The organism is Lysinibacillus sp. NPDC047702 (assembly GCF_050272555.1).
Classification (GTDB): domain Bacteria; phylum Bacillota; class Bacilli; order Bacillales_A; family Planococcaceae; genus Lysinibacillus.
Genome location: NZ_JBNNMG010000016.1, coordinates 62,175 through 79,487, shown reverse-complemented (window position 1 = coordinate 79,487; position 17,313 = coordinate 62,175). Strand labels below are relative to the sequence as shown.

The 17,313-nt window shown below is 38.0% G+C and carries 13 protein-coding genes and 1 other annotated feature; of the genes, 7 read left to right on the top strand and 6 right to left on the bottom strand.

What is annotated here, in order from left to right:
- Positions 1 to 278: 278 nt before the first annotated feature.
- The 3 genes from ACQKIM_RS10520 to ACQKIM_RS10510 all read left to right on the top strand — a co-directional run bounded on the left by ACQKIM_RS10520 (position 279) and on the right by ACQKIM_RS10510 (position 3,509).
- Positions 279 to 485: a hypothetical protein gene (locus ACQKIM_RS10520; RefSeq protein ID WP_427543081.1), complete on the top strand. Its 207-nt coding sequence runs from the start codon at positions 279 to 281 to the stop codon at positions 483 to 485.
- A gap of 506 nt (positions 486 to 991) precedes the next feature.
- Positions 992 to 2,197 carry an iron-containing alcohol dehydrogenase gene (locus tag ACQKIM_RS10515; RefSeq protein ID WP_427543078.1) on the top strand — a complete coding sequence of 402 codons (1,206 nt, stop codon included), beginning with the start codon at positions 992 to 994 and terminating at the stop codon, positions 2,195 to 2,197.
- A 502-nt stretch (positions 2,198 to 2,699) separates the two neighbouring features.
- The gene (locus ACQKIM_RS10510) at positions 2,700 to 3,509 is read left to right on the top strand and encodes a cobalamin-binding protein (RefSeq protein WP_427543076.1); all 810 of its coding nucleotides are present in this window, start codon (positions 2,700 to 2,702) and stop codon (positions 3,507 to 3,509) included.
- A 244-nt stretch (positions 3,510 to 3,753) separates the two neighbouring features.
- Here the strand turns inward: ACQKIM_RS10510 and tyrS are convergent, their stop codons facing one another.
- Positions 3,754 to 5,022 carry a tyrosine--tRNA ligase gene (tyrS, locus tag ACQKIM_RS10505; RefSeq protein WP_427543073.1) on the bottom strand — a complete coding sequence of 423 codons (1,269 nt, stop codon included), beginning with the start codon at positions 5,020 to 5,022 and terminating at the stop codon, positions 3,754 to 3,756.
- A 71-nt stretch (positions 5,023 to 5,093) separates the two neighbouring features.
- Positions 5,094 to 5,297 (bottom strand) — a binding site (T-box leader).
- A gap of 102 nt (positions 5,298 to 5,399) precedes the next feature.
- Here tyrS and ACQKIM_RS10500 point away from each other — a divergent pair.
- Complete coding sequence (locus tag ACQKIM_RS10500) at positions 5,400 to 8,432, top strand: transglycosylase domain-containing protein (protein ID WP_427543070.1); 3,033 nt, start codon at positions 5,400 to 5,402, stop codon at positions 8,430 to 8,432.
- Positions 8,433 to 8,616: 184 nt separating this feature from the next.
- Entirely contained in the window at positions 8,617 to 9,498 is an 882-nt protein-coding gene (locus ACQKIM_RS10495; RefSeq protein ID WP_427543067.1) for an NAD-dependent epimerase/dehydratase family protein, read from the top strand.
- A 64-nt stretch (positions 9,499 to 9,562) separates the two neighbouring features.
- Here the strand turns inward: ACQKIM_RS10495 and ACQKIM_RS10490 are convergent, their stop codons facing one another.
- The 4 genes from ACQKIM_RS10490 to argC form a co-directional block, all read right to left on the bottom strand.
- Positions 9,563 to 10,693, bottom strand: a complete 1,131-nt coding sequence (locus ACQKIM_RS10490; RefSeq protein WP_427543064.1) for an acetylornithine transaminase — start codon at positions 10,691 to 10,693, stop codon at positions 9,563 to 9,565.
- A gap of 32 nt (positions 10,694 to 10,725) precedes the next feature.
- Positions 10,726 to 11,514 (bottom strand): acetylglutamate kinase, encoded by a 789-nt coding sequence (argB, locus tag ACQKIM_RS10485; protein ID WP_427543061.1) that lies wholly within the window; start codon positions 11,512 to 11,514, stop codon positions 10,726 to 10,728.
- Complete coding sequence (gene argJ / locus ACQKIM_RS10480; RefSeq protein WP_427543058.1) at positions 11,477 to 12,709, bottom strand: bifunctional glutamate N-acetyltransferase/amino-acid acetyltransferase ArgJ; 1,233 nt, start codon at positions 12,707 to 12,709, stop codon at positions 11,477 to 11,479. The genes argB and argJ overlap by 38 nt, the downstream gene beginning before the upstream one ends.
- A gap of 103 nt (positions 12,710 to 12,812) precedes the next feature.
- Entirely contained in the window at positions 12,813 to 13,847 is a 1,035-nt protein-coding gene (gene argC / locus ACQKIM_RS10475) for an N-acetyl-gamma-glutamyl-phosphate reductase (protein ID WP_427543055.1), read from the bottom strand.
- Positions 13,848 to 14,159: 312 nt separating this feature from the next.
- Here argC and ACQKIM_RS10470 point away from each other — a divergent pair, with 312 nt between their 5' ends.
- Positions 14,160 to 14,525, top strand: a complete 366-nt coding sequence (locus ACQKIM_RS10470) for a hypothetical protein (RefSeq protein WP_427543052.1) — start codon at positions 14,160 to 14,162, stop codon at positions 14,523 to 14,525.
- 67 nt (positions 14,526 to 14,592) lie between these two features.
- On the opposite strand, the gene acsA is transcribed toward ACQKIM_RS10470, so the two are convergent.
- Positions 14,593 to 16,320: an acetate--CoA ligase gene (gene acsA, locus ACQKIM_RS10465; RefSeq protein WP_427543049.1), complete on the bottom strand. Its 1,728-nt coding sequence runs from the start codon at positions 16,318 to 16,320 to the stop codon at positions 14,593 to 14,595.
- Positions 16,321 to 16,664: 344 nt separating this feature from the next.
- Between acsA and ACQKIM_RS10460 the strand changes: the two genes are divergently transcribed.
- Positions 16,665 to 17,297, top strand: coding sequence for a GNAT family N-acetyltransferase (locus ACQKIM_RS10460; RefSeq protein ID WP_427543046.1), 633 nt, complete (start codon positions 16,665 to 16,667; stop codon positions 17,295 to 17,297).
- Positions 17,298 to 17,313 lie beyond the last annotated feature (16 nt).

Below are 17,313 nucleotides of genomic sequence, written 5' to 3'. Positions count from 1 at the left end.
ATCCCCTTTCGTACGAAGTCGGTTGACCAGACCTGATTTCATTGTACGGCTGGGGGTTTTTTCTTGTCCATAGCTAGAAGCTCTTTAGAACCCCTGCATAGCAAGGGGTTTTCAAAAGATACAAAAAATATATTCATTGAAATAATATTCAATGAATATTTAATAACTCCTGCAAAACTTCTATAAATATTACATTCTTTTATTGTAAGAAACTAATGGAATTTTTTTGTTTTAAAGTAGTCAAACGCAGGAAATATTCGGAGTAATAGGAGGATATTATGAAGTTTGATGAATTGGCTGTACTGACCTTAATTTATAGCGGGTTAATGATTTATTTCATGATGCCTTTTGATAGGAATAAACGCTTCGAACGTCCTTGCGCTTTTTCAACTCTATACAAAGGGCTCAATTTCCATAAAAAGACGCAATTTGCTGTTACATTATTCATTCTACTATTAACAGGATTTTGGTTCGGCTTTAAATAACAGGAAGACCATATCAATGCTCATAGTGGAAATCCGCCCAAATACAACAGCCATTTTCTATATGTATGGATTATTCATCTACACGATCGTTTTATATTTACTACTTGCATTGACTTTGCTTATAAAAAATAATGACATTTTTTATGTACTTTAAAATAGTAATGGCACAAATATAAACAATGTAAACACTACCAATACACTTAAAATAAAATATCAGTTATTTACTATGCAATTCAATTTAATTTTAGAACCAATTCCCAAAAAATATATTTTATTTTTATAATAAAACATTTTAAAAATATGTTAAAACCGATATCATTAAACAATTCAATCGTTCAACCACAAAGAAAACAAACTATCTCTTTTGTAAAATAATAACATGGTAATACAGAGGAATTTTAATAAAAATATGAGTTGAACTTTCAGAGAAAATAGAATACGATGAATTTCGAAAGATGGTTCACCATCATTCAAGCAATAACAATTTTTTTAAAGGGGTTGGAAATATGTCAGACGTTCTAAAGCAATTTGTAATGCCGAAAACAAACTTATTTGGACCTGGAGCAATTCAAGAAGTTGGTAAACGTTTAAATGATTTAGAAGTGAAAAAGACATTAATCGTGACAGATGAGGGCTTACACAAATTAGGTCTCTCTGAACAAATTGCTAACATCATTACTGCTGCTGGAATTGATGTAGCAATTTTCCCGAAAGCAGAACCAAATCCAACAGATCAGAACATTGAAGATGGTATTGCAGTGTATCATGCAGAAAGCTGTGATTCTATCGTTTCTCTTGGAGGAGGTAGTGCGCACGATGCAGCGAAAGGTATCGGACTTATTGCTTCGAATGGTGGACGTATTCATGATTATGAAGGCGTTGACAAATCACAAAACCCACTAGTACCATTAATCGCAATTAATACGACTGCTGGTACAGCTAGTGAGATGACTCGCTTTACGATTATCACGGATACAGCTCGTAAGGTGAAGATGGCGATTGTGGACAAACATGTTACACCACTTTTGTCTATTAATGATCCAGAGTTAATGATTGGCTTACCTCCTGCACTAACTGCGGCAACTGGATTAGATGCATTAACACACGCAATCGAATCATTTGTGTCGACAAATGCAACGCCAATTACGGATGCATGTGCTGAAAAGGTACTTCAGTTAGTACCTGAATATTTGCCACGTGCCTATGCAAATGGTGCAGATTTAGAAGCACGTGAGCAGATGGTGTATGCTCAATTTTTAGCTGGTATGGCATTTAACAATGCATCGCTTGGTTATGTGCATGCCATTGCACATCAATTAGGCGGCTTCTATAACCTTCCACACGGTGTATGTAATGCTATTTTATTACCACATGTTTGCCGCTTCAACTTAACAGCTCGTACTGAACGTTTTGCAACGATTGCTGAGTTATTAGGCGAAAATGTTGAAGGCTTAAGTAAACGTGATGCTGCTGAAAAAGCGATTGAAGCTATTGAGAAATTATCAAATGATTTAAATATCCCTAGTGGCTTCCGCGAGTTAGGTGCGAAGGATGAAGATATTGAAACTTTAGCGAAAAACGCGATGTTAGATGTTTGTGCTGCAACAAACCCACGTAAAGCAACGTTAGAAGATATTAAACAAATTATTACAAATGCGATGGGTCCAGTAACGAAAAAAGAAGAGTCACTCGAAGCTGTTGCACTTTCATAATAAAAAGATTAAAGAGGCTGGGACAGAACTTAATTATTTTGAAAAATAACGAAAATGGATAATAAATTTTCCGTTTCACTGAGTTGATTGATTCTTCTTAAATCAAAAAAATGTTAGACCGAGATACAATCGATCTAACATTTTTTCTTTTTGTCCCAGCCTCTTTTTCTTGATTCAGCAATCTTTACTGTGCGAAAGCGCAGCGACAGCAATAAATCTTTTTTGTGTCGAAAGAGAAGCGTCAGATACAGAATAAACCCACCTTTATAAGTAGCGAAATGAATGCTATTTTCTTCTATTCAGAGGGCAGACAAACGCCCACTGAAATAGAGGAACTCAGGTGGATGTCATAGATTTTGAGGAGGGGCTTTTCGAATGAGCTCGAAAAAATCCGAACGCATTTAAGTTGAGGCGTGATTGATTTCAGGTAAATGCGTTTGTTCATTGTATGTAACGCCCACACTCGCTATAATTTTCTTAAAAACAATGGGGGTATAGGCATATGCGTTTAATTTCAATTTGTCCTAGTAATACAGAGCTAGTAGCTTATTTGGGCTTGCTGGATCAGCTTGTTGGCGTAGATGATTTTTCTGATTGGCCATTAGCAGTGAAAGACTTGCCTCAGCTTGGACCAGATTTATCGATTAATATGGATGCATTAGAGGCATTACAGCCGGATCTTGTACTCGCATCCTTAAGTGTCCCTGGCATGGAAAAGAATGTTGAAGCATTACAAGCTAGAAATATACCACACATCGTGTTTAATGCTAATTCCTTAGAGGAAATTGCACAGGATCTTCATACATTAGGAAAAGCCTGCGGTGTTGAGGACCGCGCTAAAAACATAGCTGAGAGTTATTTACAATGCATTGAACACTTACGTTCAATTGCCCAAACAGTTGCTAAAAGACCTACACTCTATTGGGAATGGTGGCCAAATCCTATTTTTACAGCAGGGAAATTAAACTGGCTAACTGAAATTAGTGTCATTGCTGGTGGTCAAAATTGTTTTCAGGATGTAGCATTAGCAAATGTGCAAACTGATTGGACAGATGTAGTACAACGAAATCCTGATTATATTTTGATGGCTTGGGTAGGTGTTGCCTTTGAGCGAATTCAACCTGCAAATTTATTGAAACGTCCTCATGCACAGGAGCTACAAGCCGTTCAAATGAAACAACTTCATGTGATGGAGGAATGGCTTTATTGTCGCCCATCACCGCGTCTACTAGAGGGAGCATTAAAGCTCGCTAAATTACTTCATCCTGAGAAGTATGAAGATGTAAAACTTCCAATTTTCTTAAATAATTGAAGCAAAATATCCTTTATTAGAGGGCACAGGGAAAACTAGGTGTACTACAAAAGACTATATGATGAGTTATTATAGAACTTACAAACTTAACGTTTAAGAGTGTACAGGGAAATTAAGAAAAATAATAAGTCCAAATCCTCTACTGCCGATGAAGAAATTTAAGAAAAAGTCGATTTGCACACAGAACTGTGATGCAAATCGACTTTTTCAGTGCCTTCTATTTTAAAGAGGTTCTATTTATTAATTATACAAACTTCACCATATGGTATTTTTTCTTACCGCGACGAACAATGCTAAATGCGTCCTCTAAACGATCCTTACTATCAATTACATAATCTAAATCAGTGACCTTTTCACCGTTCACACTAATCGCTCCATTCGTTACATCCTCACGAGCCTGACGTTTCGAAGGTGAAATAGCCGCTTCCACAAGTAAGTCCACAATGTTTTTATCTTCTTTCACCATTTCAATAGAAGGAACATCTTTAAAAGCATCCTTCATTTCCTCAGCAGAAAGTGCTTTTAAATCTCCTGAAAATAATGCAGCTGTAATGCGGATTGCTTGATCTAATGCTTCCTGACCATGAATTAAGCGAGTCATTTCTTCAGCTAGTGCTTTTTGTGCCTTACGTAAATGTGGTTCCTCTTCTACAGATACAGCCAATGCTTCAATTTCTTCACGAGAAAGGAATGTGAAGATTTTTAAGTATTTTACAACATCTGCATCTGCCGCATTAATCCAGAATTGGTAGAACTCATAAGGAGATGTTTTTTGACCATCCAACCATACAGCTCCACCCGCTGTTTTACCAAATTTCGTACCATCAGCTTTTGTTACTAATGGAATTGTAATCCCAAATGCTTTGGTTTCTTCTTCATGTGTTTTACGAATAACTTCTAAACCAGTTGTAATATTCCCCCATTGATCAGATCCGCCAACTTGAATACGACAATTATGATGGTTGTATAAATGATTGTAATCAATGCCTTGAATTAACGTGTATGCAAATTCAGTGAAGGATATACCCGTGTCAAGACGAGAAGCAATTGTATCTTTCGCAAGCATGTAGTTAACATTAATTAGTTTCCCGTAATCGCGTAAAAATTCAATCGTGTTCATTTCGCCAATCCAGTCACGGTTATTAACTAACTGTGCGCCATTGCCGTCTTCTGCAAAATCAAAAATACGCTCCAATTGACCACGAATACCTTGAACATTTTTATCAATTTGCTCAACTGTTTGTAATTGACGTTCTTCAGAACGACCAGATGGATCGCCAATCATACCTGTCGCTCCGCCCACTAACAAAATTGGACGGTGACCCGCTTTTTGAAAGCGACGTAGCGTTAGAAGAGGCACAATATGTCCAATATGCATAGAGTCAGCTGTTGGATCAACACCACAGTATAAAGAAACCGACTGTTCATCTAATAGTTTAGCCATTCCTTCAGCGTCGGTTTGTTGGTATAGCAAGCCGCGCCATTCTAAATCTTGTAATAATTCGTTCGTCATTTTTATTCCTCCTAAGTGTTTAATATTTCGTGTAGGGAGAACAAAAAAGTCCCTACACGCAAAATATTGCATGCAGGGACGTTATGAACTAACGCGGTACCACCCAGCTTGAAGATGTCATCCATCTTCCACTTCATTTAACCGCCTTTATCGCAGGCGCGCACGTCTAAGCTCCAAGCACGTAATTCGTCTCTACACTATGGCCAACTTTCACCAACCGCTGGCTCTCTATACAGGGAATATAGATACTACTGCAAGCTCTTCTTCGCTAGAAAACTATAAGCATTATTCTATACGATTCTTTTTGATTGTCAATAACTATGTTCGAGCCAAATCAATATATGCTATAATAGACAAGATTTTAGGAGGTCGATACATTGAAAGATTGGATTGAGAAAATCAATGCAAAGATCGATGAATTAATTCAACAAAAATGGATGAAGAGATTACGTATTTCAGGTAGTGTTACCTGGAACTTATTTTTACTATTTTTAGTCTTTGCATTGGTAGGCACTGTATTTGCCGGTTCAGTGGGTGCCGGCTATTTTGCTTCTCTCGTAAAAGAAGAACCGCTGCGCACTAAGAAAGATTTACGAGAGCTTATTTTTAACTACGACTCAACTAGTGAGATTTATTTTGCCAATGATATTTATATTGGGAAATTGCGAACTGATTTAGACCGTCGTGAAACATCACTTAATAATGTGTCACCTGATGTTATTAACGCCGTTCTTGCAACAGAGGATGAATACTTCCGTGAGCATAATGGGATTGTTCCAAAAGCAGTTATTCGAGGACTGCTTCAGGACGTTACAAACTCTGCAACACAGACAGGCGGCTCTACATTAACACAACAACTTATCAAAAACCAAGTATTAACAAATGAAGTATCCTATGAACGAAAAGCAAAAGAACTTTTGCTTGCTATGCGATTAGAGCACTTTATGACAAAGGATGAAATTTTAGAAGCCTATTTAAACATTATTCCTTATGGCCGTAATGCGTCAGGGCGAAATATTGCAGGGATTGAGACGGCTGCAGAAGGAATATTTGGGGTCAAAGCAAAAGATTTAACGCTACCGCAAGCAGCGTACATAGCTGGTATTCCACAAGCACCTTTTGCCTATACGCCTTTTACAAATAAAGGTGTGCTTAAAAGTGAAGAAGCACTTCAACCCGGCATTGATCGTATGAAAACCGTACTATATCGTATGAAGGATGCAGGTTACATTGATGAAGCTCAGTATCAAACCGCACTAAATTATGACATCACAGCTGATTTCAGTTCACCAGAAATGCGCCCAGAAGACCGCTATCCATGGTTAACATATGAGTTGGAAAGTCGAGCAAAAGAAATAATTGCAGAAAAACTAGCTGCAGAAGATGGGATTGATCCCGAACGCTTAAAGAATGAAAAAAAATTAGAAGATAAGTATAAGATCTTGGCTGATCGTGATGTCCGCTCTAAAGGATATCGTATTTATTCAACAATCAATAAAGATATGTACGATGCCATGCAAAAAGCAGCAAATAACTTTAAATATTATGGACATACGTATACAGGAAAAGATAAAGATCCTGTAACAGGTGAAGAAATAGATGTAGAAATGCCAGTACAGGTAGGTAGTATCTTAATTGAAAATACTACAGGGCGTATTTTAAGCTTTGTGGGTGGTCGTGACTTTAAAACAACTGAAGTAAACCATGCAACACAGGCATTCCGTCCAAACGGTTCAACAATGAAGCCATTACTTGTCTATGCACCAGCTGTTGAATACGGTGTAATTGGCGCAGGTAGTCCACTAGTTGACGTAAAATTCTCTATCGGCAAATGGAGCCCAAATAACTATATTACTAGTGACGAGCGTGGCCTAATTCCTGCACGTGAAGCGTTAGCAGACTCACAAAACTTATCAGCATTACGTTTATACAATGATATTATTAATAAACGTCCTGCAGATTACTTAGCAAAAATGGGCTTTACTAAATTAGTTCCTAATGATTATACAAACCTTTCAACAGGAATTGGCGCATTGGAAGTAGGAACAACTGTAGAGGAAAATACGAATGCCTTTGCAACCTTTGCAAATGGCGGCCAATTCATTGATGCTTACATGATAGATAGAATTGAGGATCAAGAGGGAAAAATTATTTATAAACATGAAGCTGAACCTGTACAAGTTTATAGTCCTGAAACGTCTTATATCGTTACAGATATGCTACGAGATGTTTTAACAAAAGGAACAGGTACAATGGCAAGAAACACCCTAAAATTCTCTGCAGATTTCGCTGCAAAAACAGGTACTACGCAAGAGTATAAAGATGTGTGGCTGGTTGGCTATAACCCTAATGTATCACTTGGTGTATGGTTAGGTTATGATCAACAAAGAACTTTATATGCATTTAATAATACGTACTTACAGCCTAGTGTTCGTATAAACAAGCTATGGGGAACATTAATGAATTCGGTCTATGATGTTGATCCACAATTAATTGCCCCTAAAACAAGATTTAAGCAGCCAAAAAATGTAGTGTCTGCTTCATTCTGTGGTATTTCTGGCTTAGCACCTTCTGCAGCATGCTCTAGCGCTGGCCTTGTGCGATCTGATTTGTTTAACGCAAAAGTATTTTTACCATCACAAACAGATGATAGCCTTGCTTCTTCAAGTGTTGTAACGATTAAAGGGAAAACTTATAATGCCCTCCCTAATACACCATCGGAATTTGTAAAACCAGGTGGTGCAGGTATTAATCAAGCATTTATAAAACGCATGCTTGGACGACTTGGCGGTAACCCTGCTAGTCTACTGCCTAAAAATTCGACATTATCGAATTCATCTGTATCGGCTGTTGACTTCCCTACAGATGGTAGCCCGCCAGCAGCAGTATCTGCATCGATTAATGGCAACACATTATCTTGGTCAGGCTCTTCCAATGATGTTGTTGGTTACCGAATATATAATGTGACGAACGGTGGTCATACACTTGTCAATTCAGTGCTTGAATCAACTCAAAGTATGACAGTAGCAAGTGGACAAGCCTATGCCGTTGTTGCAGTAGATATCACTGGTTTAACATCTCCACAATCAAATGTCGTTTCGACTGGAGGAAGTGAGAATGAACCTGATCAGGAAGACGATCAAGAGACAATTCCTCCAATTACGCCACCTGAGAATGGCAATGGCTCTGGGAATGGAACTGGTAGTAATAATGGTAATGGCTCAAATAACGGCAATGGTTCTGGCAGTAATGGCAATGGCTCAAACAATGGCAATAACGGCAATGGCTCAGGCAATGGAAATAATGGTAACGGCTCAAATAACGGCAATGGCTCTGGGAACAATGGCAATGGCTCTAATGGAGGAGAGAACAGTAATACAACTCCACCACCTGAGACACCTACCCAATAATTACGCCTTAGCTGAGCGCTTGTCATCTTCTGAAAAATGATACCAGCAAGAATCTCATCCCATGCTATGGCGCTATTTATTAACTAACGTTTAAGTAAATAGACTTACTACAAGCACTTTTGCATTGTAGTAAGTCTAATTTTTTGTCATGATAAAAAGGACTACGAATAAGGGGTGGTAAAATATGGACATATTAATAATAGGCGGTACACGCTTTTTTGGAAGAAAGCTTGTTGAGCTATGTCTTCAAAATGGACACAATGTTACGATATTAACACGCGGTCAAAGCGGGAATCCTTTTGGGACACAGGTAAAGCAGTTAATTGTGAATCGAGATGATGCCAAAGCATTGTCACAAGCGCTTGCAAATTCCTCTTGGGATATTGTCTTTGATAATATTTGTTATGCACCAGATGAAGCTCAAAAACTATGTGAAATTTTAAAAGGTAAAACAAAAAAACTTGTTTTTACCTCTACTCTATCCACTTACGAAGTAGATGGCAATGTAAAAGCAGAAGAGGATTTTAGTCCATATGATTATGAAGTACGTATGGGGAGCCGTGAAGATTTTTCTTACGATGAAGGCAAACGACAAGCTGAAGCACTATTTTTCAAAGAGGCTAACTTCCCTGTTGTCGCTGTGCGTTTTCCAATTGTTATGGGCGTGAATGATTATACACAACGTTTACATTTTCATGTGCAACGAATTATCAAGGAAGAGCCTATTTCATTACCAAATATCGAAGCGAAGATGAGTTACATCACAGATGAGGAAGCCGCAGCATTTTTATATTTTGCTGGCATTTCTTCAATTGAAGGTCCTTATAATGCTACAGCAACAGGTGCTATTTCTTTAAAGGATTTAATCGGGCTAATTGAAGAGGCTAGTGGAAAAAATGCTAGAATTTCGCTAATTGGCGGCGATGAGCATTCCCAATCACCATATGGCGTTCCAGCAGATTGGTATATGTCAAATGCAAAGGCAGAGGCTGCTGGCTTCACATTTAGCCAACTCCATCATTGGCTCCCTGACTTAGTGAAGATTTTGGTAAAACAGCTACAATAAACTATAACCAATGCAAAGAATCTGCTAGATTGAAACTAGCAGATTCTTCAATGATACAATTTAATTAAAGTAATATTGTTTTTAGAATAGTAATCGCTTCATCAATTTCCTCTTTTGTCACTGTCAAAGGCGGTAATAAACGAATAACGTTTGGTCCCGCTCCTACTAGTAATAAGCCCTTTTCCTCTGCAGCCGCAATGTACGGCGCTACTTCGGTATCACCGCAACCAATACCAAGCAATAAACCTTGGCCCTGTACCGTATACGTAGATGGCAAATTTATCTTTAACTGACTTACAAAATAGGCAGATAGCTTCTGTACATTTTGTAAAAATGCGGCATCAAATACATGATCTAGTACAGTTTCTGCCACACTCATCGCTAGCGGGTTACCACCAAATGTAGTGCCATGAGTTCCAGGACCAAATGTGTCATATAACTCAGCTGTTCCAAGCATACCACCGATAGGGAAGCCACCACCTAGCCCTTTTGCTAATGTTACGATATTTGGTTTTAAAATCGTTTGCTCAAAAGCAAATCTTGTTCCTGTTCGTCCAATTCCTGTTTGAACCTCATCAACAATTAGTAGAATCCCTTTATCCTTACAAATTTTTGCAATCGCTGCTGCAAATTCCGCAGATACACTGTTTACGCCTCCCTCTCCCTGAATCATTTCCAGCATTATAGCTGCTACAGAATCATCAATGGCTGCTTCAAGGGCATCCACATCATTAAAAGGCAGAATTGTAAATTTTCCAACAAGTGGTCCAAAGCCATTATGTACCTTACCCTGACCTGTTGCGGACATTGCACCAAAAGTTCTTCCATGGAACGATTTTTCAAAAGAGATCATATGATGTTTCCCTGTATGCTTACGTGCCAGTTTAATAGCCGCTTCATTCGCTTCGGCACCACTATTACAGAAAAATGCATATGAAAAATGTGTATCCGCTATTAGTTTTTTCGCAACCTTTTCTTGACCAGGTATATCAAATAAATTAGAAATATGCCATAGCTTTTCACTTTGCTCCTGGATCGCTTTCACAATCGCAGGGTGTGCATGACCTAGACTTACGACAGCTATTCCACTAGTAAAATCTAAATATTTTTTTCCAGCAGTATCTTCTACAACTGTTCCTTGCCCTTTGACTATTTGGGCACGGCGTTTGCCATAGTTACCAAATAAAGCACTCATTTTCATCAGCCCCTATTCTAAATTAATAATCCCTACAATGGAGTAGAAACTTTTTTACTGTCTAAAATGGTCGTTCCTACTAAAGATTCACCCACAATTTGGACAGATGGGATACCTGCATTTAAGCATTCTAAGGCTCCTTGAACTTTAGGAATCATTCCCCCGTATATATGTCCCTCTTCTATCCATTGGTGGATTAAGGCAGGTGTTGCTTGTGATTGATATTCATCATGAATACGAACACCACTTACATCTGTGACTAGTAATAGACTATCTGCTTTGATAGCTAATGCAATTTCACTAGCAACTGTATCTCCATTAATATTCAATGCCTGGCCCGATTCATCTGCTCCGATACAAGCAATAACTGGCACAATATTTGCACTTATTAATGCTTCTAGTAAGGATGTATTAATTGTATTAACTTCACCTACAAATCCATATACATCTTTGTCAAGATAATCGGCTACCATTAATTGTCCATCAAAGCCATTTAACCCTATCGCAGCAATGCCTGCTGATGTTAATTCATGAACAAGAGCCGGATTAACTTTTCCAATGAGTGTTGTCTGAACAATGTCAATTGCAGCTTCACTTGTGACACGGATTCCATTTAAGGCATAAGATTCTACCCCTTGAGCCGCGAGTTCACGGTTAATGGCTGGACCGCCACCATGCGTGATGATAAGCTCTATACCGCTTTCTTGAAGCCTTTTAAAATTTTCAAAAAATGACTCATTTAAGCCCTCAAGCGTACTGCCACCAAGCTTGATGACCATACGTTTACGAGCGGTATGATGCATTGATTTGAACGTAGTCATAAGTTAAATCACATCCCCACGCATGCCCCTTGCCCTCACCTAAACCAAGTGACACATAGATTTTTACTTCATGCATTTTTAAAATTTGAATTAACTCATCTTCTGAGAATGGTATCGGCTCACCGTTTTCTACCATCGTTGCGCCGCCAATTTGAATCGTAATTTTATCTGGATCAACAGTGGCTCCACTATAGCCTACTGCCGCGATAATACGGCCCCAGTTGGCATCACAGCCAAATACAGCTGTTTTTACAAGTGGTGAACCAACTACTGTTTTAGCAATTTTACGTGCTTCTTCATTTGAAATGGCCCCTTCTACTTCAACCTCAATTAACTTCGTTGCTCCTTCACCATCTTTCGCGATCATCTTCGCAAGATCTTGAGCAACTGTTTTCAATGTATAATAAAAGTTTTGCCAGTCTGGATGTGCAGGCGTTAATGATTCATTTCCTGCTAAACCATTTGCCATAATTACAACCGTGTCATTTGTTGATGTATCTCCATCCACTGTAATGGCATTAAACGTCAAATTTGTTATATCGGATAATGCACTCTGCAATACTTCCGATTCAATGTTTGCATCCGTTGTAATAAAACCGAGCATCGTTGCCATATTCGGTTCAATCATACCTGAACCTTTAGCCACTCCAGCGATAATAACCTCCTTACCATCGACTGTTGTACTATAGCTAGTGTTTTTCATAACCGTATCAGTTGTCATAATTGCCTGTGCAAAATCAATAGCACTTTCTAAATCACCCATCGGCTCTAATTGAATAATCCCTTTTGCTACTGGCTCCATTTTCATAATTTCACCAATAACACCTGTTGAACAAACCCCCACTAGATTTGCTTCAATGCCAAGCTTTTCTGCTGCAAGGGACTGCATTGTTTGCGCATCCTTCACACCCTGCTTTCCTGTACACGCATTCGCATTTCCAGAATTCACAATCATTGCTTGCATTTTCTTAGTTGTATAAACAACTTCCTTTGTTACCTTTAATGGTGCTGCTTGCACAGCATTGGTTGTAAATACACCCGCTACACTTGCTGGCACTTCACTTACTAATATCGCCAAATCCTTTTTCTTATGTTTTAAGCCACAATGTAACCCTGCTGCTTTAAAACCTTTAGGTGAGACAATATTTTTACTTGATAATTTTTTCATAATATTCGTTGACGCTATTAGTGTCATATAATAATTCCTCCTTAAATTAAAATAAGAGAAGCATACAGTTTCCTGCATGCTATAAAGTGAAAATTTTCTTCAACCTAACTTTTTAGTTGAGGTTACAATATTAAATAAAGAACGGCACAACATCCAGCCCTGTTGTTTGTGGTAAATCAAATTGAACGTTCATATTTTGAATGGCTTGCCCTGCCGCCCCTTTGACTAAATTATCGATAACCCCAACAATCGTGGCACGATTTGTTCTGCTGTCTACTTTCACAAAAATATCACAATAGTTTGAACCTTTTACACGATTTGTTCCTAGACCGTTGACATCCGTAACAATTCGAACAAATGGATGTTGGTCATAGGTATTTTTTAAACAAGATATCAGTTGTTCTTCTGTGACACCAGGCATAACCGGTGCATAAGAGGTCGATAAAATCCCCCGTGTCATTGGTACTAAATGCGTATTAAAAGTTATTGCTGTCTGAACACCTGCAAATATCGAAATCGCCTGTTCGATTTCTGGTATATGCTGATGGGAGTTTGTTTTATAGATTGAGAAATTCTCATTTGTCTCACTAAAATGTGTTGTCTGTGATGGTTTATTTCCGGCTCCTGAAATCCCGCTTTTCGCATCTATTATTAAAAAGCTTGGATCGATTAATCGCTCCTTTATCAGCGGTAAAAGTGATAGTAGAACCGCAGTAGGATAGCATCCGGGATTGGCAATAAGGGATGCATGTTGAACATTTTCGGCATTCCATTCAGTTAAGCCATAAACACTTTGCTGAAGAATATCCAGCGGTGCTGCTTTTTTGCCATACCAAGTTTCATAGCTTGCAGGATCTTTTAATCGAAAGTCACCAGATAAGTCTATTAATTTAGGACCTTTCCCTACTAATGGAGGTAAAAGCTCACTAGTCACCCCTGAAGGTGTACTTGCAAAAACTACATCATATTTCTCTAAAGCTTCATAATCAATTTTTTGTAACGGTGTATCAGCAATTTGAACGAGGTGTCCAAACTTAGAAGAAAAAATTACACCCTCCTCAGAAGATGTAAATAACTCAATCTGCTCTACCGCTTTATGATTATGTAAAAATCGAATAAGCTCCAGTCCGCCATAGCCAGTTGCACCAACAATTCCTACTTTCAATATACTCACCTCTGAAATAAGTTAAAATTAGTATACGACTGCATAATTATTAAGTCAATTGAATTTTTATTTATTTCAAAATTAATAATTTCAACGAATACAATATTTTGACTAACAATATAAACGAGATTCTTACAATCTTGCAGTAATAACCGATATTAAATGCATGTTTTGATAACAATATGGATTTGTTTTTCTTTACATTTAAATGTATCAAATGTTTATTTAATACCGCATAAATAATTATAATATTCCTAAAAATCAGTTCATTAATAATGAATACATATTTTCAAAATAGGAGGGCGTTTCATTTTGAAGCTAATATTATGTAACGTAATGTTTTTATTAGTACTAGCGGGGTGCTCATCTGCTATACCAGACAATCCAACAGCAAGATCTTTTTTGAAAGAAAACCCTCAGGCAGATATTTTCCAATATAATCAACTCATCTATAGCAAAATTACTGAACCAGAATTAGCAAACGAAAATTTGATAAGAAGTGTTAAGCTAGGAAAAATCAAAAAGATGACGTCCTCCTCTTTATTTTTTAAAAATTTTTATGCAACAAAATTATCCATAGGAACAGAAATCTTTGCAACAAACGAGCATAACACTTACACCATAATTGTAGAATTAGATGGTGAACAAAGAATATATAAGGCACTTGTAGAAGGATAAATTCATGTAAAAAAGAAAACAGGAATTTTTCGTTGACTGAAAAAATTCCTGTTTAATAACGATACTATTAGTCTTCCATCGTTGATAAATCCCCAGTTGGCAGATTTAACTCCCATGCCTTTAACACACGACGCATAATCTTACCACTACGCGTTTTTGGCAGCTTATCCTTAAATTCGATTTCACGAGGCGCTGCGTGAGCCGATAAGCCCTTCTTGACAAAATTACGGATATCTTCAATCAATGCATCTGATGGCTCAACACCTTCACGTAATGAAACAAAGGCTTTAATTATTTCACCTCGTACAGGGTCTGGTTTTCCAATAACTCCTGCTTCAATTACATCTGGATGCTCAAGTAGTTTGCTTTCTACTTCGAAAGGACCAACACGCTCACCAGCTGTCATAATCACATCATCTACACGCCCCTGGAACCAAAAGTAACCTTCATCATCCATATAAGCAGAATCCCCAGATACATACCATTCACCTTTTAAGAAATACGATTCATAACGCTCTGGATTGCCCCAAATTTGACGCATCATTGCCGGCCAACCTCGACGAACCGCTAGATTCCCCATTGTAAACGGTGGCACTTCATTCCCAGCATCATCCACTATCGTTGCATGAATACCTGGTAATGGTTTCCCCATGGAGCCTGGCTTAATATCCATAGAAGGATAGTTACAAATCATATGACCGCCAGTTTCCGTCATCCACCATGTATCATGTATACGATGACCTAGCTCTTCATTACCCCAACGAATTACCTCTGGATTTAAAGGCTCACCAACGGATAAAACGTGACGTAAAGAAGATAAATCATAATTCTCAAGCACGCCGCTACCTGCACCCATCAACATTCTGAAAGCTGTTGGCGCACTATACCAAACTGTTACACTATAATCCTCAATAGCTTGATACCAGGCCTGTGGTGAAAATCTTCCACCGACGATTAGCATTGTCACACCATTTAACCATGGACCAAAAATACCATATGCAGTTCCCGTTACCCATCCTGGATCAGCCGTACACCAATAAATGTCATCCTCACGCAAATCTAGTACCCATTGTGTTGATTGATATTGTTGAAGCATTGCGTTATGGACATGTAATACTCCCTTTGGTGCACCAGTTGATCCAGAAGTATAATGCAGAATCATGCCATCTTCTCTGTCCACCCACTCAATGTCAAATTGAGATGAAGCTTCTTTCAGACGTTTATTAAAATCTAAAATTTGTGAAGTTTCCTCTATATCAGAGCCTACTAAAAAGACGTGCTGTAAATTAGGGAGTTTTTCTAAAGGTACTCGTTCTAGCAACTCTGGTGTCGTCACTAATGCTTTTGCTTCACTATCTGCTAACCGATCGTAAACTGCTCCCTCCATAAATGCCTCAAACAAAGGTCCAACAATAACGCCCATTTTCAATGCACCTAATAATGAAAAATAAAGCTCAGGTGACCGTGGCATGAAAATAAATATACGATCCCCTTTTTCTAAATTTGTCGCTGATTTTAAAACATTCGCAGCTTTATTAGTTTGCTTTTTCATTTCATTAAAAGAATAAGCCTCTTTTCGCTTACCATCATTGAAATAAAGTGCAACCTTATTCTTACGATGTGTTTCCGTATGTCGATCAATCGCCTCATACGCCATATTCACACGACCTGTTTCGTACCAACTGAATCCTTTCTCTGTCTCTGCCCAATCATGTGTTGCAGCTGCTTCCTCATAATTAGGTAAATTGTGTTGCCCTGGTATAGCCTTTAACTTCTCCATCATTTTCATCCCCATGAAACTACCCCTTTCTTTGCTATCGCTTTAGACATTAGTAAGCAAACTTTAAATTATCCTATTTATAATTTTCCCCCTTTAAAATTTGCCACCTTCTCCAAAGACAATTACGTTATGTAGCAAGTGTTATACAACAGTTTTAGTAGCAGGAAGTAATTGAATTCTTATTCACACTACATTTATCTGTTAAATAACAGATGCAATATAAATCTATTTTACACGAATTCACTAAGAATGTCCTAATATTTTTATTTTTCCAAAAATATAGGTATATTTTGCAAAAATAAGCGTTTTTCCGCAAGAAATCAGCTATAATGGAATTATTAAACTCAGGTGGTGTAATTATGGAACATAAAAAAACTTTTTTTTCTGTCACAAAGGAAACAAAGCATGGTACTGTGTATGTGGAAGGACCTGTTCCTCCAGAAAAATTAGCTACATATTCTTTCCATGAAGGCTTGGTTGCCTTTAGACCTCCTAAACAGCAGCAGCAAGCTATTATTGAAATTGCAGGACTTCCTGAAGGGCGAATTATTATTATTCGCCAAGAGGATATTATCGTAGGCTACGTCACCTATCTATATCCAGACCCACTTGAACGCTGGGCCGAGGATCGTATTGATAACATGATTGAGCTAGGCGCTATTGAAGTTATACCTGACTATCGAGGTACAGGTGCTGGTAAAGCATTGCTGGCTGTTTCTTTTATGGGAGATGAAATGGAAGACTATCTTGTACTCACTACTGAATATTATTGGCATTGGGACCTAAAAGGAACTGGTTTAAATGTTTGGGATTATCGCAAGATGATGGAAAAAATGATGAGCTCCGCTGGCTTCGAATATTTTGCAACAGATGACCCTGAAATCACTTCACACCCAGCTAACTGCCTAATGGCCCGTGAAGGAAAACGTGTGCCTCCTGAAACAATGGAAAGATTTGATAAGCTTCGTTTTAGAAATCGCTTCATGTATTAAAAACCAACACAAAGGG

What these genes read in the sequence shown, in the direction of transcription:
- ACQKIM_RS10490 (WP_427543064.1), bottom strand. Translation starts at nt 10,693, where the DNA reads ATGAGTGCTTTATTTGGTAACTATGGCAAACGCCGTGCCCAAATAGTC.
- tyrS (WP_427543073.1), bottom strand. Translation starts at nt 5,022, where the DNA reads ATGACGAACGAATTATTACAAGATTTAGAATGGCGCGGCTTGCTATAC.
- argB (WP_427543061.1), bottom strand. Translation starts at nt 11,514, where the DNA reads ATGACTACGTTCAAATCAATGCATCATACCGCTCGTAAACGTATGGTC.
- ACQKIM_RS10515 (WP_427543078.1), top strand. Translation starts at nt 992, where the DNA reads ATGTCAGACGTTCTAAAGCAATTTGTAATGCCGAAAACAAACTTATTT.
- acsA (WP_427543049.1), bottom strand. Translation starts at nt 16,320, where the DNA reads ATGGGGATGAAAATGATGGAGAAGTTAAAGGCTATACCAGGGCAACAC.
- ACQKIM_RS10510 (WP_427543076.1), top strand. Translation starts at nt 2,700, where the DNA reads ATGCGTTTAATTTCAATTTGTCCTAGTAATACAGAGCTAGTAGCTTAT.
- argJ (WP_427543058.1), bottom strand. Translation starts at nt 12,709, where the DNA reads ATGACACTAATAGCGTCAACGAATATTATGAAAAAATTATCAAGTAAA.
- ACQKIM_RS10460 (WP_427543046.1), top strand. Translation starts at nt 16,665, where the DNA reads ATGGAACATAAAAAAACTTTTTTTTCTGTCACAAAGGAAACAAAGCAT.
- ACQKIM_RS10495 (WP_427543067.1), top strand. Translation starts at nt 8,617, where the DNA reads ATGGACATATTAATAATAGGCGGTACACGCTTTTTTGGAAGAAAGCTT.
- ACQKIM_RS10520 (WP_427543081.1), top strand. Translation starts at nt 279, where the DNA reads ATGAAGTTTGATGAATTGGCTGTACTGACCTTAATTTATAGCGGGTTA.